Source organism: Luteimonas sp. MC1750, from assembly GCF_016615955.1.
Taxonomy (GTDB): domain Bacteria; phylum Pseudomonadota; class Gammaproteobacteria; order Xanthomonadales; family Xanthomonadaceae; genus Luteimonas.
In genome coordinates this window covers 471,384-492,240 of the sequence record NZ_CP067113.1, presented here as the reverse complement: position 1 = coordinate 492,240, position 20,857 = coordinate 471,384, and the positions used below count along the sequence as shown (strand labels likewise).

Sequence of the window (20,857 nt, the reverse complement as noted above, 5' to 3'; positions counted from 1 at the left end):
CGGGGATTTCAGCCCGCGGAGAACGGCACCCCTGTGCAACCGCGCAGCTCGGCCTCGTCCACGCCTTCCGCGGCCTCCACCAGCACCAGCCCGCCAGGCGTGACGTCGAACACCGCCAGGTCGGTGATGATCCGGCTGACCACGCCCACGCCGGTGAGCGGAAGCGTGCACTCGGGCAGGATCTTCGGCTCACCGGCCTTCGTGCAGTGCTCCATCAGCACCACCACGCGCTTCACGCCGGCCACCAGGTCCATCGCGCCACCCATGCCCTTGACCATCTTGCCGGGCACCATCCAGTTGGCCAGGTCACCCTTGTCGGTGACTTCCATCGCCCCCAGGATCGCAAGGTCGATGTGGCCGCCGCGGATCATGGCGAAGGAGTCGTGGCTGCCGAAATAGCTGGCGCCCCTGCGCGCGGTCACGGTCTGCTTGCCGGCGTTGATCAGGTCGGCGTCGAGTTCGTCCTCGGTCGGGAACGGGCCGATGCCGAGCAGGCCGTTCTCGCTCTGCAGCCACACGTCCACGCCTTCGGGGATGTGGTTGGCCACCAGCGTCGGCAGGCCGATGCCGAGATTCACGTACATGCCGTCGGCAAGCTCGCGCGCGGCGCGCTGTGCCATCTGGTCGCGGGTCCAGGCCATCACTTCGCTCCTTCGCGCACGGTGCGCTGTTCGATGCGCTTCTCGGGGCTCGCGTTGACCACGATGCGGTCGACGTAGATCCCGGGCAGGTGCACCTGGTCCGGGTCGATGGCGCCCACCTCCACCAGCTCCTCGACCTCGGCCACGCAGACCCTGCCGGCCATGGCGCAGGCCGGGTTGAAGTTGCGCGCGGTCTTGCGGAACACCAGGTTGCCGGCGCGGTCGGCCTTCCATGCCTTCACCAGCGACACGTCCGCGGTGAGCGCGGTCTCCATCACATAGTGCTTGCCGTCGAACTCGCGCGTCTCCTTGCCCTCGGCCACCACGGTGCCGTAGCCGGTGGCGGTGAAGAACGCCGGAATGCCGGCGCCGCCGGCGCGCAGGCGCTCGGCCAGGGTGCCCTGCGGATTGAACTCGAGTTCGAGCTCGCCGGCGAGGAACTGGCGCTCGAACTCCTTGTTCTCGCCCACGTAGGACGAAATCATCTTGCGGATCTGCCGCGTCGCGAGCAGCTGGCCCAGGCCGAAGCCGTCGACGCCGGCGTTGTTGGAGATGGCGGTCAGCCCGTTGACGCCCGAGTCGCGCAGCGCGGCGATCAGGGCTTCCGGGATCCCGCAGAGGCCGAAGCCGCCCACCGCGAGCGTCTGTCCATCGGCGACGACGTCGCGCAGCGCGCTGGCGGCATCGAGGAAGACCTTTCCCGGCGATCGGGTGTCGGGTGTGGCGGCCAAGGCAGGCTCCTGGTCACGGATGGAACGGGCATGGTACCGGCCCGAGCACCGGCGCTGCACTGCCCTTTGGTGCAGTGTGCGTCAGCGCCTGGCCGCGGCGGCCTGCGCTGCGGCGATGGCCGCCAGGCGCGCATCGACGTCGGGATACGGCGTGGCGTCCATGACCGTCGACAGTGCCGACCACAGCGCGGACTCGGAAAAACGCGTGCGGATGAAGGCCAGGCCGGCCTCCGACGCGTTGCGCCAGGCCGCGTCGTCGCCCGCGAGCATTGCGACCTGGTGCGCGAAGGCCTCGGCCTGGTCGGCCACGCGCAGCGCCTCCGCGTCCTCCAGGCCCTGTGCGCCGACGGTGGTGGTCACGCAGGGCACCCCATGGCGCAGCGACTCCAGGACCTTGCCCTTGACGCCGGCGCCGAAGCGCAGGGGCGCGACCGCCACCCGCGCGCGCGCGTACGCGGCCATGAGGTCTTCTTCCGTGAGCGCGCCGGTCACCTCGACGTCCGGGCCCGCGAAGGCCAGGATCTCCGGCCCGGGGTCCGCTCCCGCCACCACCATCCGCAGCCCCGGGCAGGCCGCGCGCACGTGCGGCCAGGCCTCGGCCAGGAACCAGGCCACGGCGTCGGCGTTGGGCGCGTGGGCGAAGCCGCCCACGAACAGCACGCTATCGCGCGCACCAAGCCGCTCGGCCTCGCCCAGCCGCTCAGGCACGCCGCCATATGCGAACAGCGGCACGGTCAGCGCCCGGACCGCCGCCCCATGGCCGTCACGCCAGGCCTGCACGTGCCGGGTCTCGGCTTCGGCCGGGTACAGCACCGCGTCCACGCGCGCCCACACACCCTCCTCCAGGCGCCGGATGTCGACCACCTGTCGCCCGAGTGCCGGGGAAGGTTCCAGCGCGTGCTGCGCCGCCAGGCGCAGGTGGTGCACGTCGTGTCCGTAGTACACGACGCGGGCGCTGGATCGCCGGCGCACCGCGTCGACCAGCGCGTCGGCCACGTGCGGGCGGCTCAGCAGCGCGTAGTCCAGGCAGGCGCCGTGCGCGTTCAGCCAATCGTCGAACCCGACGAGGCCCTCGCCGACGATCTCGATGCCGTGCATCAGCAGCAGGTCGCGCGCGCGCGGATCCGGGTCCGGGGCGTGGCTCCAGAACTTCAGCTCGAAGCCCCGTTCCTGCAGCAGGCGCATCAGCTGCCACATCGCGCGCGAGCCAGCGTCCTGGTCGGTCCGCGGCAGGTGGCGGTCCGCCACCAGCACGAGCTTCTTCCGCTGCGCGCGGCTTCGCGCCAGGAACGGATGCTGGCCCCGGGGAAGCTGGTCGCGTTCCAGGATCGCAGCCCAGCGTTCGAAGAAGCGCACGCGGTTTTCCGCCTGCCAGGCCTTGCCGCCCTCGCCCGCATCGGTGCCGTGTGACAGCCCTTCCTGGTGAACCACGGTCGACCAGGGTTGGTAAAAAGTGCGGATCCCGTGCTCGCGCAGGCGGAAAGCGAGATCGGTGTCCTCGTAGTACGCCGGCGCATAGCGCTCGTCGAAGCCGCCCACGTCGCGAAGGGTCTGCGTCCTGAGCAGGATCGAGGCGCCCGACACGTAGTCCACTTCGCGCACCGCCGCGTGGGCCGGATCGGCGGGATCGCCGCCGCGGCCGACGTTGCAGCCGTCGCCGTCGGACCAGACGATCCCGCCAGCCTCCTGCAGCCGTCCGTCGGGATAGACCAGCCGCGACCCGGCCAGGCCGCAGGCACCATGCAGCTGGAAGGCCAGGAGCAGGCCGTCCAGCCAGCCCGGGGTGACCAGCGTGTCGTTGTTGAGGAAGTGTACGAACGCAGCGCGCACCAGCGGCAGCGCGGCGTTCATCGAGCGCAGGAAGCCGAGGTTGGCCGGGTGGCGGTGGTAGCGCAGGCCGGGCACGCGGGCGAAGCGGTCCATGTCCGGTTCGCCCGAGGCGTCCTCCACCAGGATCACCTCGAAGGGCACGCCGGCGCCGGCGTCGCGGATTGACTCCAGGCAGGCCCGGGTGGCGGCGAACTGGCCGTGCGCGGCCACGACGATCGATACCGTGGGCTCGGCCACCACATCGAACGCCAGGTCCGCGATCGGCAGGTCGGCGCGCGCGGGCGGAGACGGAAGCGACGACGGCTGCGCTGCGGGCGCATCCCCGATCACGTCGTCCGCGGGAAACCGCGGCAGCGCGGTCGGCTGCGCGGCAGGCGGATCCAGCACGCCCTGCGGCATCGCCGGTGGCTCGGGCGCGGCGCTGCGCATGCTGCGCATCCAGCGCCAGCTGCGGCTGGTCACGATCTGTTCGATGAAGGCCTGCTGCGCCGCGAGCAGGTCGCGCAACCTGGCCTCGCGTCCGGAATGCGCAGCCACGGCGCCGGCGTGGTGCTGCGCCAGGGCGTCGTAGGCATCGCGGGCCTGGGCGAACGCGTCGCGGAGGGTGCCGCCTGCCTCGGCCTGGCGCGCCAGCAGCGCGGCCTGGTCCGCGGCGAGCGTGCGCAGGGCGAGTGCGTCGGCCTCAAGAATCGCCCGCCACGAGCCCTCCTCCAGCGCCTCCACTGACAGACGCGCCCGGGCACGCGTGGCTTCGGCCAGCGCCTTCGCCTGGGCAGCTTCGGTCGCCTCCAGCGCGGCGATGCGCAGGTTGGCCTCGTGCAGCGCCGTGGCAAGCCCGGTGGCGTCGGCCTCGCGGCGCACGGCCTCGACGGCGCGGTTCCGCGCGTCGACCTGGGTCTCGTATTCGGCCACGGCGTCGGCGAAGGCCGCCGCGCGCAGATCGTCCATGGCCGCGGCGTCGGGCACGCGGAGGTCGTAGACCTCGTTGGCGGGCAGCTCGATCCGGCCGAGCTCGGACATGTCCGCCAGGTCGAATGCGACCACGCATGCCTGCGCAATCGCGCCTGGCTCGGCGTTGCGGCTGCGGCTCAACCCGACGTACAGCACGCCGTCGGCGATCGCCAGGCCGCGGACATATCCGTCCAGCGGCCAGGCACCTGCGGCTTCGAAGCCGCGATAGCAGCGCAGCGTGCGCGCCTCCGAATCGCACAGCCACACGCGGTCGCCATCGGAGAGCAGCGAATGCGGCTGTGACAGGCCGCGCAGCATCACCTCGCCGGTCTCGACGTCGTAGACCTCGCCGGCACCGCGGGTGGCGCCCTTGTAGCCCCGATGGGCGTGGAAGGTGCCGAAGCGCGATGCCAGCAGCCGGCCTTGGTGGACACAGCAGGAATTGACGTGCTGTGCGTCTTCCTCGCCCGGCTGCGCCCAGTGGCGCAGCTCAGTGAAGGCGTGGTCGAACTCGAATACCGCGTTGAGCTGGGTCGCGACGACGTAGACCCGGCCGTCGTGCCAGAGCACGTCGTGCAGGTCCAGCGAACGCTCCACCAGCTGCACGCGCACCGCGTCGCGCCCACGCAGCCAGCGCAGCTCCGCGCGGCCCTCGGCCTGCCGCGCCAGCAGCGCGCCGCCGGGCAGGAGCGCGATGCCGGTGGTGTCGACGTGCGACCAGCGCTCCACGGCGCCGTCGACAATCGCGAACACGCCGCCACCGTTCACCGACGACACCAGCAGGCGTCCGGCGGGCCAGCCGCTCATCCCATGCTCCGCAGCCCGCCGGTCGCGGCGCCCAGCGTGAACACCGCCTCCATGTCGGCCACGCCCTCGGCGTGTCGCACTTCACCGGCCACGGTCAGGATGATGGCATCGGTGCGCCGGTCGATGGCGTGGATCTCCACGCCGTCTTCGTCGAGGCGCGACACGCCCACGGTCACGAAGTACTGTCCGCGCAGGAGCGCGCAGCGCAGGTCGAACTCGCCGATCGCGGTGGTACCGGCGTCGCAGGCGTAGAGTTCGCCCGTCGACACGAGGGTGTTGGCGCTGTACAGGACCGAGCCGGTCACCGTGCACACGCGCACCCCGAAGATTAGCCTGTCCAGTGCCTCGCGGAAGTGGTAGCGCACGAGCAAGCGGAAGGGTTCGCGACCATGCACCAGCGGCCCATGGCCGTGCCCGCCCACGACCAGGCAGTCGGCGGTCAGCGCGCGGCCATCGCCCAGGCGGGTCTCGTCGCGGTTATAGCCCGGGCGGGTGTGGAACTGGTCGCGCGCCCCGCCCTCCAGGAAGCGCTGCAGGTCGCGTTCCTCCAGCGCGGCCTCGTCGCCGGGCGGTGTTGCGGCATCCGCCTCCGTTCCGGGGCCCGCCTCGTCCGGCGCGTCCCCGCTTACGGCCGGGTTGTCGCCGAAGACCACCCGCAGGTACTGCTTCACGGCCGACTGCGCGTCGCCATCGTAGATCAGCCGGCCGCGATCGAGCACCACGCCGCGGTCGCAGAGCTGCAGCACCGATTCGATGGCGTGGGTCACGAATAGGAGCGTGCAGCCCTGCTGGCGCATCTCTTCGATGCGCTTGAAGCACTTGCGCTGGAAGTAGATGTCGCCGACCGAAAGCGCCTCGTCGACGATCAGCACGTCGGGATCGGTATGCACCGCGACCGCGAACGCAAGGCGCATGAACATGCCGCTGGAGTAGGTCTTCACCTGCTGGTCGACGTGGCCGCCGATCTCGGCGAAGGCGAGGATCCGATCCATGCGCTCGTCCACCTGCCGCTGGCTGAGGCCGAGCAGGCTGGCGTTCATGCGCACGTTCTCGCGACCGGTGAACTCGGGATTGAAGCCCGCGCCCAGCTCCAGCAGGGCGGCAATTCGCGCCGACACCGTCAGCTCGCCCGTGCTCGGCTGCAGGATGCCGGCGATGATCTGCAGCAGCGTGGACTTGCCCGAGCCGTTGCGGCCGATGACGCCGATCGCCTCGCCGCGCCGGATGTCCAGGTCCACGCCGCGCAGTGCGTGAAAATGCTCGACCCTGCGCGCGCCCGGCGCAAGCACGTGCAGCAGCTGCTGGTAGGGCTTGTCGAACATCGGGAACGACTTGCCGATGCCGCGCAGGCGGACCACGACCTCAGAGGACATCGGCAAACCCCCGGCTGCTGATCCGGAACCAGGCGTAGGTCGCGTAAAGCACCACCAGGCTGGCCAAGCCACGCCAGGCCAGGCCGGTCCAGTCCGGCGGACGACCCCACAGCGCGACCTCGCGCACCTGGTCGATGAAGAAGGTCAGCGGATTGAGCGCGAAGATGGCCTGGTAGCGCTCGGGCAGCGCGTCCACGGGGACGATCGCCGACGACAGGAACAGCAGGGCCGTCACCACCACGGGCACGGCCTGGTTGATGTCGCGGATGTAGACGCCAAGCGACGACACCAGCCAGCCCGTGGCCACCGCCAGCAGCGCCAGCGGCAGCAGCACCACGGGCGCGAGCGCGATCCACGGTGAGAGGGTGCCCACCATCAACGCGCACAGCACCGCGAACACCACAAGGTTGGCGAGCAGATGGAAGCCGGCGGACAGCATCACCGTCCACGGCAGGATGTGCAGCGGGAACACGACTCGCTTGACGTAGTTGCCGTTGTCAACCATCAGCCGCGGCGAGCGCGCGAGGCACTCGGCGAAGAAGCCGTGCACCATGATCCCGAGGAACAGCACGATCCCGAACGGCACCTCGGCATCGGCCGTCTGGCTCCAGCGCGCCCCGAGGATTTCGCCGAAGGCCACGGTGTAGATCAGCAGCATCATCAGCGGTCCGAGCAGCGACCACAGCAGGCCGAAGCTGGCGCCGCGATAGCGTCCCAGGATGTCGCGCGCCACCAGCTCCCGGGTCAGGTCCCGGTACTGGAGTAGCGCCGAGAACGGCGCCCGCGCGCGGAGCCTCCAACGCGCAGGGGGCCTGGCCAGGAAGGGCGCGTCACGCATGTGGTCGAACGGCGCTCGGTGCACCGGTCACTGGATGACCAGCGTCGCGTTGAAGCTGCAGGTGGCCTGGGTGGCGCGGTCGACCACCGCCGAGAGTTCGTAGCTGCCTGCGGGCAGGCCATCGAGCGCGAGCAACAGGTCGAAGCCGGCACCTGCCAGCGCCTCGCTGCCGAGCGCCTGGGCCACGTCGGGGCGCTGGGTGCTGCCGGCGGACAGCGGGGCGGCGAAGCTGGCCGTGGCGCCCCGCAGGACGAACAGGGCATCGGCCGGGACCTGCAGCGCGGCATCGGCCACCCACCCGCCGAACAGCGCGCTGCCCGTGGCCGGCAGGGCCACCGCCTGCGGGCTGCCGCCGTTGATGGCGTCCAAGGCGCAGTGGCCAGCGGCGAGTGCATCCGCCGCCGGGGTGAACGCTTCGGCCCACACGGCCGCCGGGCCGGGGGCCGCGGCGCGGGTGTCATCGGCGGCTGGCGGGACCGCAGGCGGGGCGCCGACGGGCTCGTCGCCGCCGCACGCGGCCAGGAGGGCGGCGGCGAGCAGCGCCGTTGCCAGCAGAATCTTCTTGTCCATGCAGGTATCCAGGGGTGGGTTGGGATGCATCAGGAAGCTCGGGTCACACGTCGGCGACGAATGCGCCCGGCCAGTCGCGCGGCGGGAACGCCAGCAGGTAAAGCGTGTCGGTCACGCTGAGGTTCGGGCTGTAGAAGGGATCGTACTGCAGTGCCGCGCCCCAGCGATCGCGCATGTAGACCACTTCGCCGTTGAAACGCTCGGCCTTCTCGGGCGAGTCCTCGTAGCCGCGGGTGGCGGATTCGTGGTGGTAGAGCTCGGCGAAGGGGGTCCACACGTTGCGGTAGCCGGCCTGGCGCAGGCGCAGGCAGAAATCCACGTCGTTGAACGCGACATTGAGCTGCGGGTCCAGGCCGTCGACGCGTTCGTAGGCCTCGCGCGTGACCACCAGACAGGCCGCGGTCACGGCGCACAGCTCCTGGGCTAGGCGCGCCCGGCTCATATGGCCCGGGTAGCCGCGGCCGTAGCCCGAGTAGGCGTGCGCGGCCACGCCGTGCGCGCCGATGATGACGCCGGCGTGCTGGATGGTGTCGTTGGGGTAGTAGAGCATCGCGCCCACCGCCCCCACTCCCGGCCGGCAGGCGTGTCCGACCATCTCCTCCAGCCAGCTGGGCGTGATGACGGTGATGTCGTTGTTCATCAGGCACAGCAGCGTGCCCTTGGCCGCCGCGGCCGCGAGGTTGTTGATCTCGGAGTAGTTGAACGGCGCGTCGTGCGGCAGCACCCGCACCCGGGTCTCGCCTGCCAGCGACGCCAGGTAGTCGCGCGTCTGCGCTTCCCGTGACTGGTTGTCGACGATGACGATCTCGTAGGCGGGATAGGTGGTCGTCCCGAGGATCGAGTCGACGCAGGCGCGTAGCAGCTCAACCCGGTCGCGCGTGGGGATGATGATGCTCACTAGCGGCGCCGGGTCGGGCACGGCATAGCGCACCCGGTAGTTGCCGCGCTGGCCGGGAATGTCCTCCACCCGCCCGGACGAGCCGGTACGCTCCAGGTGCCCGGCGATGGCGCGCAGCCCGGCGTGGTGGGCGTAGTCCTTCTCCTGCGGCGCGAGCGCGGTTGACCCCGCGATCGCCCGCCAGTGGTACAGCACCTTCGGGATGTGGCCGACCTGGCCGGGAGCCAGGCGCTCGATGCAGCGCAGCGCAAGGTCCCAGTCCTGGCTGCCTTCGATGCCCATCCGGAAGCCGCCGACCTCGCGCACCAGTGCCGCCTCGTACGCACCCAGGTGGCTGATGCAGTTGTGCGACAGGAACAGGTCGTAGTTCCAGTCCGACTTCATGTAGGGATCGAAGCGGCGGCCTTGCTCGTCGATCTTGTCCTCGTCGGTGAACACCACCTTCCACTCGGGGAAGCGGTTGATGGCGCCCGCCAGCTCGGCCAACGCGGCCGGATGCAACTCGTCGTCGTGGTCGAGCAGGACCAGCCAGTCACCCCCGGCGATGCCGATCGCGCTGTTCGAGGCCGCCGAGATGTGGCCGTTCTCCTCGCGGTGCACGACCCGGATGCGGGGATCCTCGGCGGCCATGCGGTCGAGCAGCCGGCGCACGTGCGGACTGGGCGAGGCGTCGTTGGCCAGGCACAGCTCCCAGCGCCCGTAGGCCTGGCGGCGCACGCTGTCCACGCACTTGCGCAGCCAGCGCTCCTCGGTGTTGTAGACCGGCACGATGATCGAGAACAGCGGCTGCACCGGCAGCGCCGCGGCCTGCCGGGCCAGGGCGTCCAGGGCCTCGGGTGACTGCGCGTCGTACAGCTGGAGCCAGGTGTCGTAGCCCACCTCGACGTCGCCGGTGGGTGGCGCGGCGTAGCGCGCATTGAGGCGGCCCGCGAAGGCCGCCGGCCCACCCGACAGCAGGCTGCCGCCGAGCGCCGCGGCCAGGCGCAGCCGCGCGCCCGCCCCCTGCGTGTCCGCGAACAGGGAGCCCAGCATCGTGCGCGCCGCCTCCGCGCGGCCGAGCCGGCGCAGGCGCAGCCCGGACATCCGGAACCGGCACACCGCGAGCGCGGGATCGAAGCGCAGGCTGCGCACCGGATTGGAGAACAGCACGACGGCGCGCATGCCCCCGTCGCCGGTGCTGCGCAGCGGCACGAAGACCTTGTGGCGCTCGAGTTCCGGGTCGCCGTAGTCGGGGTAGAAAAAGCTCCACAGCTCGGGGCCTTCGAGGCGTTCGAGCGCGAGCTCGACCTCGTACCACCCGGCCTCGAGCCCGCCCGCCGGCAGTTCGCAGCGGAAGAACGGGTCGTTGCCGACCGCCTCCCAGGCGTCGTCGCCGAGGTGGCGCAGGTGGTTGTGCGGGCGCAGCGGCACGCCGATGCCGCCGTGGGCCGGCGGCGCGGTGTCGTGATCCTTCATCGTGGAGTCCAGCGTCCTGTGTCGTGTCGGGGGTCGGCCGCGCGCGCGCCCAAGTGGCGCAGCCACGCGTGCAGACCGCTGCGCGGCGGCGAGGCCAGCGTGTTGGCGGCGCCATGCTGCAGCGAAAGATTGGGGCTGTAGGCCGGGTCGTCGTCGAGCACGGCGCCCCAGCGCTCCACCATGAAGGCCACTTCGGAATGGAAGCGGCGCAGCTTGTCCTCGGTGTCCTCGCTGCCACGGCTGGCCGATTCGTGGTGGTAGAGCTCCGCGTGCGGCGTCCAGACGTTGCGGTAGCCAGCCGCGCGCAGGCGCAGGCAGAAGTCGACGTCGTTGAAGGCGACCTGAAGTTGCTCGTCGAGGCCGCCGACTTCGTCCCAGACCGACTTGCGGATCGCCAGGCAGGCGGCGGTGACCGCCGACATCTCCTGCACCAGGGCGGCACGGCCGGCTTCACCGGCGGCGCCTCGCGGCGCGCGCGAGTACACATGACCGGCCACGCCCCCGAGGCCCAACACCACGCCCGCGTGCTGGATCGTGTCGTCGGGATAGTAGAGCATCGCGCCCACCGCGCCCACGCCGGGGCGCAGCGCCTGCGAAACGAGCTCGTCCAGCCAGTCGGGCGTCAGCACCTCGATGTCGTTGTTGACCAGGACCACCACGCTGCCGGTGGCCTCGGCCACCGCGCGGTTGTTGAGCGCGGAGTAGTTGAACGGCCGCTCGTCGCGCAGCACCCGCACGTCCGGGCGCGACGCGATGGTGGCGAGATACTCCAGCGTGTCCGGCCCGGTCGAGCCGTTGTCGACCACCAGCACTTCGAAGTCGGGATAGCTGCTGAGCGCGATGATGCTGTCCACGCACTGGCGCAGCAGGTCGACGCGGTCGCGCGTGGGAATGACGATGCTGGCGCGTGGAGGCTGTGCCGGGAGCGGCCAGCGCAGGCGGGCGCCGTCGCGCCACGCCGGCTCCACGGCCGCGACGCGTTCGCCCAGCAGGTCGGCCAGGGCCCCGCGGCGGGCGGCTCCGGCAGCCGCTGCATCCACGGCCGGCACGGCGTCGGGCCAGTGCGCCAGCACCAGCGGCAGGTGCAGCACCGGGGCGGTGGCATCCAGGCAGCGCAGCGCGAGATCGGCCGCCAACGCGGGGGCGTGGTCGGCACGAAACCCTCCCACCGCACGCACGCGCTCCAGCGCGAATACCGCGCCAACGCCGATGTAGTCGCGAGCCAGGAAGAGATCGAAGTTCCAGGCAGGGCGGAACACCGGTGCGAAGCGCCGGCCGTCGGCGTCTAGGCGGTCGCCGTCGGCGTAGGCCAGGGCCGTATCGGGCCGGCGACCCAGCGCATCGGAGTAGGCGAGCAGCGCGTGCGGCGCCAGCCGCGGCAGGCCTTCGAGCACCATCAGGTGGCTTCCCGACGCTGCCGAAAGTGCCTGGTTCCAGGCGCCGGCGTCGTCCGCGCGGCCCTCGATCCAGCGCACGCGCCGGCTGCGGGCCAGGGCCGCAGCCGCCAGTGGCCGTGCGCCGGCACCGCCGACCAGGAGCAGCTCCCAGTCGGGACAGGCCTGGGCCAGCACCGCGTCGATGCAGGCCGCGGCCTCGGCACCATGCGCGTCCGGAAGCGGCAGCAGCAGTGACAGCAGGGGCCGCACCGGCAACCGGCTGGCGATCGGCCGCAGGGCGTCGAGCGCGGCGGGCGCGAGGGTGTCGTGCTCGCCGATCCAGGCCTGGTAGGGATCGCCGCTCACGCCCAGCGCGCGGGCGCCCCCGTCGAGGAGCCACGCGCAGGCCGCCGACGCCCCGCCCGGGCCATCCGCGAGCGTTCTTGCGCGTGCCATCACCGCCGCGGCCGACGCCGGGCAGCCACGGGCCTCCTGGTCGAGCAGCTCGATCAGGAGGGCGGCGGGATCGACGGGCTCCGCGCGCAGGGCGTGGAGGGTGAAGGCACCGGGCGTTTCGCTGGGATCGAAGCGAACCGGCCCAGCCAGCGCCGGGGCATGCACGACCGCGGTCCAGGCGCCGGGGCCGTCGGGATGCAGCTCGACGCGCCCGGCTTCGCTCCAGCCGCCACCGTGGTCGAGATACAGGCAGGGACGTTCGAGCGCGTCGCCCTCGATGTGCGCGGTGATGCGCAGCAGCCCCCCCGACAGGCACTCCGGCGGAAGCGCCGCCTGGAAGTACGGATCGTGCCCAACGGCGCGCCAGCGGCCGGCGCCCAGTGCCTGGAGATGGTGCAGCGGAGAGAGCTCCAGCCGCCGCGGCGCGCGCGCCGATGCTGTCCCGTTCACCGGGCACCTCCGCGGAGCCGATGCATCCAGCGCCGCCAGAACACGTTCTCCACCGCGTGCCGCACCTGCGCGACCTCTGCCTGCAGCGCGGTGACCGCCTTCAGGGTCGTGGCGTGGGCGGCATCTGCCGCTTCGCGACTGCCGGCGGCGCGCGCCAGCGCGGCCAGCCCTGCGAGCGCCTCGTCCTGCGCCAAGAGCCGCGCGTCCAGGGCCTGGACCGCGCCGGCCAGCGCCTGCTGCGCCTGGTCCAGCCGTCCCTGCCCCTCGACCAGCGCCTGCAGGCCGGCGTCGAGGCGCGACTGGCCCGCCACGTGTCCGGCCAGCCCCTCGGCATGCGCGGCCTGCCGTTCGCCAAGGCCGGCGGTCAGGTTGACCAGGGCGGCCAAGCGGTCGGCGGCGTCGGCGAGCTCCCGCCCCATCCGCGCGGATGCTGCCCGTGCGGGCACCAGCTCCGCGGCGAGGTGCTCGCACAGCTCGCCCAGTCCGGCGGACGGGCCGGCATCGCCATCCCGCCGCAGCACTAGCTCGAGCAGCGCGCCATCCGGCCAGTCCAGGTCGCGCAGGTCGAATTCGACCGCCGGCCGATCCAGGTCGCTGGAAAACGACAACGCCCCGCCGTCGACCGGACTGTCCAGGCGCTCCACCGCCAGCATCAGTCGGCGGCCAAGGTCAACCATCGGCGCGTCGCCAATGGCCAGGCGCAGCAGCCGGTAACGCCCCGGCACTGCAGCCGGCTCGAGCTGGATGAAATCGATCAAGCCCTCGGGCCGCGCGAACTGCAGCCGCACGCCGCCACCGGCCATCCGGACATCCGTCGCTGCGGCGGCATCAGGACCATAGCCCTGCCCGGCCACGCGATGGCGCAGGCGCGGACCCTCCTCACCGTCGGGCACCACGCCGGCGAGCGCAAAGGCCAGCACGGCCGAGGTCGCCGGGGCGGCCTCGGAGCGCGCGTCGGCGCCTGGGATCATGGGGTGGTGGACGCCAGCGCCCGGTCCAGATCCGCCCACAGGTCCTCCACGTCCTCCACGCCCACGCTCAACCGCACCAGGTCCTCGCTGATGCCCAGCACCGCGCGGCGTTCCACGGGCACGGAGGCATGGGTCATCACCGCCGGGTGGTTGACCAGGCTTTCGACGCCGCCCAGCGACTCGGCCAGGGTGAACAGCTGCAGGCGCTCGCAGAAGCGCTGTGCGCCCGCGTATCCGCCGGCGACCCGCACCGAGACGATGCCGCCGCCGCCGTCCATCTGGCGCCTGGCCAGCGCATGCTGCGGATGCGACTCCAGACCCGGGTAGATCACGTCCACGACGCCGGCATGCTCGAGCAGGCGACCGGCCAGTTCGGCCGCGTTGTCGCAGTGCGCGCGCATCCGCAGGTGCAGGGTCTTCAGGCCGCGCAGCGCCAGGAAGCTGTCGAACGGTCCCTGCACCGCGCCCACCGAGTTCTGCAGGAAGGCGAGCTGTTCGGCGAGCGCGTCGTTGTCGCCGACCACCACCATGCCGCCGACCATGTCGGAGTGGCCATTGAGGTACTTGGTGGCCGAATGCAGTACGAGGTCGGCGCCGTGTTCGAGCGGACGCTGCAGGATCGGCGAGGCGAAGGTGTTGTCGACCACCACCAGCAGCTCGTGCCTGCGCGCGATCGCGACGATCGCGGCGAGGTCGACGATCTTGAGCATCGGGTTGGTGGGCGTCTCCACCCAGACCATGCGCGTCTTCGGCGTGATCGCGGCCTCGAAGGCCGCAGGGTCGGTGAGGTCGACGAAGCTGAAGTCCAGCCCGGCGCTGCGGCGGCGCACGCGCTCGAACAGCCGGTAGCTGCCGCCGTATAGGTCGTCCATCGCGACCACGTGGTCGCCGCTGTCGAGCAGCTCGAGCACCGTGGAGGACGCCGCCAGCCCCGACGCGGAGGCGAAGCCACGGCTGCCGCCCTCGAGTCCGGCGACGCAGCGCTCATAGGCGAAGCGGGTCGGATTGTGGGTGCGCGAATATTCGAAGCCCTGGTGGACGCCAGGGCTGGACTGGGCGTAGGTCGAGGTGGCGTAGATCGGCACCATCACCGCGCCGGTCGAGGGATCCGGCGACTGCCCGGCGTGGATCGCCCGGGTCCCGTGGCCCCAACCTGCGCCGTCGCCGCCAGCCTGATCACGATCCTTGCGCATGCCGGTATATCCGCTTGAAAAGACCGCGAATTGTAGCACCGGCACCGCAGCCTGCCGGCCCTGCAGGGGGCCGCGGCTGACCCTCAGCTGACCCGTCGACGCAGCCAGTTCAGGAGGTCGATCCGGGTGATCAGGCCCAGGAAGCGCTCGCCGTCCATCACGATCGCGACCTTGCCGCCGTCGAACACCGGCAGCAGGGCTTCCACCGGCGACTTCACGTCCAGGACCTCGAGCTTGCTGACCATCGCGGTGGACACCGGGTCACGGAAGCGATCCTCGTTGCCGTAGACATGCATCAGCACGTCCGACTCGTCGAGGATGCCGGCCAGGCGCTCGCCGTCCATCACCGGCAGCTGCGAGATCTCGTACAGCTTCATCCGCTGGTAGGCCGTGACCAGCAGGTCGTTTGGACCGACCACCACGGTGTCGCGCTGCGAGTACGGACGCAGGATCAGGTCGCGCAGGTCGCCGTGCTGCTGGCGCTCGAGGAAACCGTTGTCGAGCATCCAGTAGTCGTTGTACATCTTCGACAGGTACTTGTTGCCGGTGTCGCAGACGAACACCAGGACCTTCTTCGGCTCGGTCTGCTCGCGGCAGTATTTCAGCGCCGCCGCCAGCAGGGTGCCGGTGGACGAGCCACCCAGGATGCCCTCCTTCGCCAGCAGCTCGCGCCCGGCCAGGAAGCTCTCCCTGTCGCTGATCGCGTAGGCCTTCTTCACGCGGGAAAAGTCCGAGATCGATGGCAGGAAGTCCTCGCCGATGCCCTCGACCATCCAGCTCCCCGACTTCTCGGACAGGGTGCCTTCGTTGATGTACTCGGCCAGGATCGAACCCACCGGGTCGGCCAGCACCATTTCGACGTGAGGCGCGTGCTCGGCGAAGCAGCGCGAGAGCCCGCTCATCGTGCCCGAGCTGCCGCAGCCGAAGACCACCGCGTCGACGCCGCCGACCTCGGCCATCTGGCGCAGGATCTCCGGGCCGGTGCCGGTCTCGTGCGCGGCCGGGTTGTCCGGGTTGCCGAACTGGTTGATGAAGTAGGCGCCCGGGGTCTCGCGGACGATCCGCTCGGCGAGGTCCTGGTAGTAGTCGGGGTGGCCCTTGGCGACGTCCGACCGGGTCAGCACGACCTCGGCGCCCATCGCCTTCAGGTTGAAGATCTTTTCCCGGCTCATCTTGTCCGGCACCACCAGGATGAGCGTGTAGCCCTTCTGCTGGGCGACCAGCGCCAGGCCGATGCCGGTGTTGCCGGCGGTGCCTTCGACCAGGGTGTCGCCGGGCCTGATGTCGCCGCGCTTCTCGGCCGCCTCGATCATGCTCATCCCGATGCGGTCCTTGATCGACCCGCCCGGATTCTGGCTCTCGAGCTTGAAGTACAGCTCGCAGACACCGGCGTCGAGGCTGCGCGCCCGGACGATGGGCGTGTTGGCGATGAGTCCGAGGACGGAATCGTGGATGGGCATGCGGCGGTGCCTGTCGGCGAAAGAGACGCCGATTATCGCATCGCCCGCCGCATCCCGGGCCGGGCCCGGGAGTGGCGGCGCGGGCGGCGGCGCCCGACGAGGAGGACGCCGCCGCCCGCGACAGCCCGGGCTGTCACGTGGGGGTGGGGGAGCTGCGGTCAGTGGGCGAGTGCCTGGTACATCACCGACAGGCGGTCCTTCGCGGCGAGCTTCTCGCGCTTCATCCGCGCCAGCGTGGTGTCGTCGATCGGCAGCACGCCGAGCTCGGCGTCGAGCACCTTCTTGTCGAGTTCCTTGTGGTGGTGGTAGAGCTGCCTGAACTCCGGGTTGGCCTTGAACAGCGCGTCGAGTTCCGCCTGGGGTTGCCCTTCGAACATGGAGACCTCCTTCAGCCTTGGCCCGCGCCTCGTGCCGCGCGGGCATGCAAAAACGCCCCGGGCCTTGCGGCACGGGGCGCATCGTGGGGGACGGTTCGCGACGGGCTCCAGACACCCTCCCTCGGGAGCGTCCGCGGGGGCTTGCCCGCGGCGACCGTCCCGATGGAGTCGCTGCATTCCGTCACGATTCCTCCCTTCGAAGAGGCGGATCCGCCAACGGCGGACACCGGCCTCTGGGATCGACCCTACTCCTCCCTACCGGGGCGGGCAAGGGTCCAGCCGGCCACGGCCTGAACGCTGGCGCGAGGTGGCCGCGAGCCGCCCGCGAAGGCCCGGAGGCTAGTCTTCCAGCGACTTCAGCAGCTCGGCTTCCTGGCGCTTGAGCTCGGCCTCGCGCGCACGGGCCGCGCGCAGGCGGTCGGCCTGGGTCCTGGCGACATCGTCCAGGGCGCCCTCGGCGCGCTGGCGGGCGCCGGATTCCATCTCGGCCTCCAGCCGCAGACGCTCGGCCTCCTCGGCCTGGATCTGGGCCTGGATGCGCAGGCGTTCAGCCTCGGCGCGCGCCCGGGCCGCGTCCTGGCGGCTGGCCTCGACCAGCAGCTCGCTGCGCTCCCGGTCCAGCCGGTCGATCTGGCGGCGCGCGAGCTCCGTGGCGGCGGCGATCTCGGCGGTCGCGAGGCGCCACTCCGCGACCTGGCGCGCGTCGGCCCTGGCCTGGGTGCCGCGGGTACCCGCCAGCACGTCGAGCGCCTGGCGTGCGCGCAGGCGCTCGTAGGCGGCGAGCGAGCCGCGCTCGGGGTCGGCATCGAGGGCGCGCAGGCGGGCCTGCAGCGGCGCGGCGTCGGCGTCGTCGCCGGCGCCCGACTGGGCCAGCGCGGCGCCCGGAACCAGCAGGGCGGCGAGGGCCATCGCGAGGACAAGACGGTTCATCGCGCGCCCTCCGTGCCCAGCCGCTGGCGCAGCTCGGCTACTTCGTTGCGGCGCTGCAGGAGGGTGGCCTCGGTCTGGGCCTGCGCGCTGCGCGCGCTGGCCAGGTCGGCGGAAGCCTCGGACAGCGCGGCCAGGGCGCGGGCATCGCGCTCCTTGCCGGCGGCCATCGCCGCCTGGGCGCGGCTGAGCGCGGTGCGCGCGCGCTCCAGGTCGTCGACGGCGTACTGCTGCGCGTCGGCGGCGTCGGCCCGGGCCACGGCCTGCTGGGCCGCCGAGAGTTCGGCGGTCGGCGGCGGCAGGCTGGCACAACCGGCCAATGCCAGCGCAAGAACGAGACCTGCGCCATGCAGGCGCGGATTGAATTGTGCGAAGCTTGTGCGCATAAGGGGGCCGCCGCGGAGAGGGGAAACGCCCGGCCATTGTCAACAGCATCCGTCCGGACCGCAATCGCCGGGGCTGCGCTACTGGGGAATCCCGCGAATGGACATCGGCTACTTCCTGAAGCTGATGACGGAGAAGAACGCTTCCGACATGTTCCTGACCACCGGCGCGCCGGTGTACATCAAGGTCGAAGGCAAGCTCTATCCGCTCGGCAACACCGGCCTGCCGCCCGGCATGGTCAAGAAAATCGCCTATTCGCTGATGGACGAAGGCCAGGTGCCGCAGTTCGAACGCGACCTGGAGCTGAACATGGCACTGTCGCTGGCCGAGTCCGGCCGCTTCCGCGTCAACGTGTTCAAGCAGCGCGGCGAAGTCGGCATGGTCATCCGCGCCATCCGCAGCAGCATCCCCTCGATCGAGGAGCTGCAGCTGCCGCAGGTGCTGAAGGACATCATCATGGCCCCGCGCGGCCTGGTGCTGATCGTCGGCTCCACCGGCTCGGGCAAGTCGACCACGCTGGCGTCGATGATCGACTACCGCAACACCACCACGTCCGGGCACATCCTCACCATCGAGGATCCGATCGAGTACCTGCACCGGCACAAGAAATCGATCGTGAACCAGCGCGAGGTCGGCCTGGATACCCATGCGTTCCACAACGCGCTGAAGAACGCGATGCGCGAGGCGCCGGACGTCATCCTGATCGGCGAGATCCTGGACGCGACCACGATGGAGGCCGCGATCGCCTTCGCCGAGACCGGGCACCTGTGCCTGGCGACGCTGCACTCCAACAACGCCGACCAGACCATCGAGCGCATCCTCAATTTCTTCCCCGAGGCCGCGCACAAGAACGTGCTGATGAACCTCGCGCTGAACCTGCGCGCGGTGGTCAGCCAGCGCCTGGTGGTGGGCACCGACGGCCGCCGCATGCCGGCGACCGAGGTGCTGATCAACACGCCGATGATCCGCGACCTGCTGCGCCGCGGCCAGGTGCACGAGATCAAGCAGGCGATGGAGGAGTCCCTGGAGGAAGGCATCGAGACCTTCGACCAGTGCCTGTACCGGCTGTACAAGGAAGGCCGGATCGAGCGCGAGACCGCGCTGCGCGCCGCCGACTCGCGCGAAGGGCTGGACCTCAAGTTCCGCCTGTCCGAGGGCGGGGAGGGCGAGCACGACCCCTACGCGGACGTGTTTGATACCGGGCACGCCTGAGGGAGGCGGACGGTTTTCGATGGGTTGCGATTGCGGTTGCAACTGCAACTGCAACTGCGAGTGAGACTGCGGCAGCGGAGCCAGTTTGCTGCGCGGGCTGGGGTGATCGCGGCTGTAGCCGCTCCTACAGGGATGGGGCCGCGCGGTGATCGCGGCTGTAGCCGCTCCTACAGGGGCCAGGTGCCTCAGCTGGCGGGTGCGTCGGGCTGGCGTTCGGGCCGGGCGGCGTCGAAGGCGGGCAGCGCGAGGCAGCGTTCTTCGATCCGCGTGATCGCCGGATAGGCCGACATGTCGACGCCGAAGCGGCGGGCGTTGTAGACCTGCGGCACCAGGCAGCAGTCGGCGATGGTCGGCTGGTGGCCGTCGCAGAACTCGCCCGTGGACGGGTTGTCGACCAGCAGCGCCTCGAAGGCACGGAAGCCCGACTGGATCCAGTGCTTCACCCAGACCTCGCGCTCGGGCTGGGGCACGCCCCAGTCCTGCTCCAGGTACTGCAGCACGCGCAGGTTGTTGAGCGGGTGGATGTCGCAGGCCACGACCTGGGCCAGCGCGCGCACGCGTGCGCGGTCACGCGCGGTCGCGGGCAGCAGCGGCGGCTCGGGCCACATCTCGTCCAGGTACTCGAGGATCGCCAGCGACTGGCGCAGGTTGCGGTGGCCGTGCTGGAGCACCGGCACCAGTTCCTGCGGGTTGATCGCGGCGAAGTCGGCGGCGTGCTGTTCCCCGCCTCCGCGCACCAGGTGCACGGGCGCGATGTCGTACTTCAGCCCCTTGAGGTTGAGTCCGATGCGCACGCGGTAGGCCGCGCTCGAGCGCCAGTACGAGTGCAGGCACAGCGCGCCGTTGCCGTTGCCGTTGCCGCCGCCCTCGCCCGCCTCGCCGTCCGTTCCGGCCATCACGTCCTCCCCTGGCGGCCCCGGCATTCCTGCGGGGCCAGTCCCGCCGCGCGCTCAGGGCGCGGGCTGGTGCTCGATCAGCTGTTCGATGGCACCGAAGATCGACTGGCCGCGATCGTCGAGCATCTCGATGCGCACGCGGTCGCCGAAGGACATGAAGGGCGTCCTCGGCATGCCGTGCTCGAGGGCCTCGACGGTGCGCTTCTCGGCGAAGCACGAGGCGCCCAGCGAGGTGTCCTGGTTGGCGATCGTCCCCGAACCAACGATGGTTCCGGCCGAAAGCGGACGCGTCCGCGCGGCGTGGGCCACCAGCTGCGAGAAGTCGAACTGCATGTCGACGCCGGCCTCGGGCGCGCCGAACCATTCGCCGTTGACATGGGTCACCAGCGGGCGGTGCAGCTTGCTGCCGCGCCAGGCCTCGCCGAGCTCGTCGGGGGTCACGAACACCGGCGACAGGGCCGATCGCGGCTTGGACTGCAGGAAGCCGAAGCCCTTGGCCAGCTCGCCCGGGATCAGGTTGCGCAGGGAGACATCGTTGACCAGGCCGATGAGCTGGATGTGGCCGGCGGCCTCGTCCGGCGTGACCGCCATCGGCACGTCGTCGGTGATGACGACGATCTCGGCCTCGAGGTCGATGCCATGGTCCTCGCTGGTCACGCGCACCGGGTCGCGCGGTCCGAGGAAGCCGGCGCTCGTGGCCTGGTACATCAGCGGATCGGTGTAGAAGCTCTCCGGCACCTCGGCGCCACGGGCGCGGCGCACCCGCTCGACGTGCGGCAGGTAGGCCGAACCGTCGACGAATTCGTAGGCACGTGGCAACGGCGCCGCCAGCTGCGCCGGCTCCAGGTCGAACACGCCATCGGCGCTGCCGGCCTCGAGGGCATCGGCCAGCGCAACCAGCCGCGGCGCGACGTTCGACCAGTCCTCGAGCGCCTGCTGCATCGTCGCCGCGACCCCGGTCGCGCGCACCGCGCGCGCAAGATCCCGCGACACCACCACCAGCGTACCGTCGCGCCCGCCTTCCTTCAGGGAACCCAGCTTCATCGCCACTCCACGCCATT

At 71.1% G+C, this 20,857-nt stretch carries 17 protein-coding genes; 1 reads left to right on the top strand and 16 read right to left on the bottom strand.

Annotated features, from left to right (window positions below; all coding sequences use genetic code 11):
* Positions 1-8 precede the first annotated feature (8 nt).
* From JGR68_RS02325 to JGR68_RS02260, 14 genes are all read right to left on the bottom strand, one after another.
* Positions 9-641 carry a CoA transferase subunit B gene (locus JGR68_RS02325; protein ID WP_199360220.1) on the bottom strand — a complete coding sequence of 211 codons (633 nt, stop codon included), beginning with the start codon at positions 639-641 and terminating at the stop codon, positions 9-11.
* Positions 641-1,372, bottom strand: coding sequence for a CoA transferase subunit A (locus JGR68_RS02320; protein ID WP_199360219.1), 732 nt, complete (start codon positions 1,370-1,372; stop codon positions 641-643). The genes JGR68_RS02325 and JGR68_RS02320 overlap by 1 nt, the downstream gene beginning before the upstream one ends.
* An 81-nt stretch (positions 1,373-1,453) precedes the next feature.
* The gene (locus tag JGR68_RS02315) at positions 1,454-4,960 is read right to left on the bottom strand and encodes a glycosyltransferase (RefSeq protein ID WP_199360218.1); all 3,507 of its coding nucleotides are present in this window, start codon (positions 4,958-4,960) and stop codon (positions 1,454-1,456) included.
* Positions 4,957-6,333 carry an ABC transporter ATP-binding protein gene (locus JGR68_RS02310; protein WP_199360217.1) on the bottom strand — a complete coding sequence of 459 codons (1,377 nt, stop codon included), beginning with the start codon at positions 6,331-6,333 and terminating at the stop codon, positions 4,957-4,959. The genes JGR68_RS02315 and JGR68_RS02310 overlap by 4 nt, the downstream gene beginning before the upstream one ends.
* Entirely contained in the window at positions 6,323-7,171 is an 849-nt protein-coding gene (locus tag JGR68_RS02305; RefSeq protein ID WP_199360216.1) for an ABC transporter permease, read from the bottom strand. The genes JGR68_RS02310 and JGR68_RS02305 overlap by 11 nt, the downstream gene beginning before the upstream one ends.
* Positions 7,172-7,198: 27 nt before the next feature.
* Positions 7,199-7,741 (bottom strand): hypothetical protein, encoded by a 543-nt coding sequence (locus tag JGR68_RS02300; RefSeq protein WP_199360215.1) that lies wholly within the window; start codon positions 7,739-7,741, stop codon positions 7,199-7,201.
* Between the two features lie 43 nt (positions 7,742-7,784).
* Positions 7,785-10,094 (bottom strand): glycosyltransferase family 2 protein, encoded by a 2,310-nt coding sequence (locus tag JGR68_RS02295; RefSeq protein ID WP_199360214.1) that lies wholly within the window; start codon positions 10,092-10,094, stop codon positions 7,785-7,787.
* Entirely contained in the window at positions 10,091-12,376 is a 2,286-nt protein-coding gene (locus JGR68_RS02290) for a glycosyltransferase family 2 protein (RefSeq protein ID WP_199360213.1), read from the bottom strand. The genes JGR68_RS02295 and JGR68_RS02290 overlap by 4 nt, the downstream gene beginning before the upstream one ends.
* Positions 12,373-13,347, bottom strand: a complete 975-nt coding sequence (locus tag JGR68_RS02285) for a hypothetical protein (RefSeq protein WP_199360212.1) — start codon at positions 13,345-13,347, stop codon at positions 12,373-12,375. Before JGR68_RS02285 ends, JGR68_RS02290 begins: the two co-directional genes overlap by 4 nt.
* Complete coding sequence (locus tag JGR68_RS02280) at positions 13,344-14,540, bottom strand: cystathionine gamma-synthase (RefSeq protein WP_199360211.1); 1,197 nt, start codon at positions 14,538-14,540, stop codon at positions 13,344-13,346. The genes JGR68_RS02285 and JGR68_RS02280 overlap by 4 nt, the downstream gene beginning before the upstream one ends.
* 83 nt (positions 14,541-14,623) lie before the next feature.
* Positions 14,624-16,000, bottom strand: a complete 1,377-nt coding sequence (locus JGR68_RS02275; protein ID WP_199360210.1) for a pyridoxal-phosphate dependent enzyme — start codon at positions 15,998-16,000, stop codon at positions 14,624-14,626.
* 158 nt (positions 16,001-16,158) lie between these two features.
* Complete coding sequence (locus JGR68_RS02270) at positions 16,159-16,377, bottom strand: YdcH family protein (RefSeq protein WP_132998966.1); 219 nt, start codon at positions 16,375-16,377, stop codon at positions 16,159-16,161.
* 339 nt (positions 16,378-16,716) lie between these two features.
* The gene (locus tag JGR68_RS02265) at positions 16,717-17,307 is read right to left on the bottom strand and encodes a hypothetical protein (protein WP_199360209.1); all 591 of its coding nucleotides are present in this window, start codon (positions 17,305-17,307) and stop codon (positions 16,717-16,719) included.
* On the bottom strand, positions 17,304-17,690 hold the full coding sequence (locus JGR68_RS02260; RefSeq protein WP_199360208.1) for a DUF4398 domain-containing protein: 387 nt from the start codon (positions 17,688-17,690) through the stop codon (positions 17,304-17,306). Before JGR68_RS02260 ends, JGR68_RS02265 begins: the two co-directional genes overlap by 4 nt.
* 97 nt (positions 17,691-17,787) lie before the next feature.
* Here JGR68_RS02260 and JGR68_RS02255 point away from each other — a divergent pair, with 97 nt between their 5' ends.
* Positions 17,788-18,900, top strand: a complete 1,113-nt coding sequence (locus JGR68_RS02255) for a PilT/PilU family type 4a pilus ATPase (RefSeq protein WP_199360207.1) — start codon at positions 17,788-17,790, stop codon at positions 18,898-18,900.
* A 185-nt stretch (positions 18,901-19,085) separates the two neighbouring features.
* Here the strand turns inward: JGR68_RS02255 and maiA are convergent, their stop codons facing one another.
* Both maiA and JGR68_RS02245 read right to left on the bottom strand, forming a co-directional pair.
* A complete protein-coding gene (maiA, locus tag JGR68_RS02250; RefSeq protein WP_199360206.1) occupies positions 19,086-19,796 on the bottom strand; it encodes a maleylacetoacetate isomerase in 711 nt (236 codons plus the stop codon).
* Positions 19,797-19,850: 54 nt separating this feature from the next.
* Entirely contained in the window at positions 19,851-20,840 is a 990-nt protein-coding gene (locus JGR68_RS02245; RefSeq protein ID WP_199360205.1) for a fumarylacetoacetate hydrolase family protein, read from the bottom strand.
* Positions 20,841-20,857 lie beyond the last annotated feature (17 nt).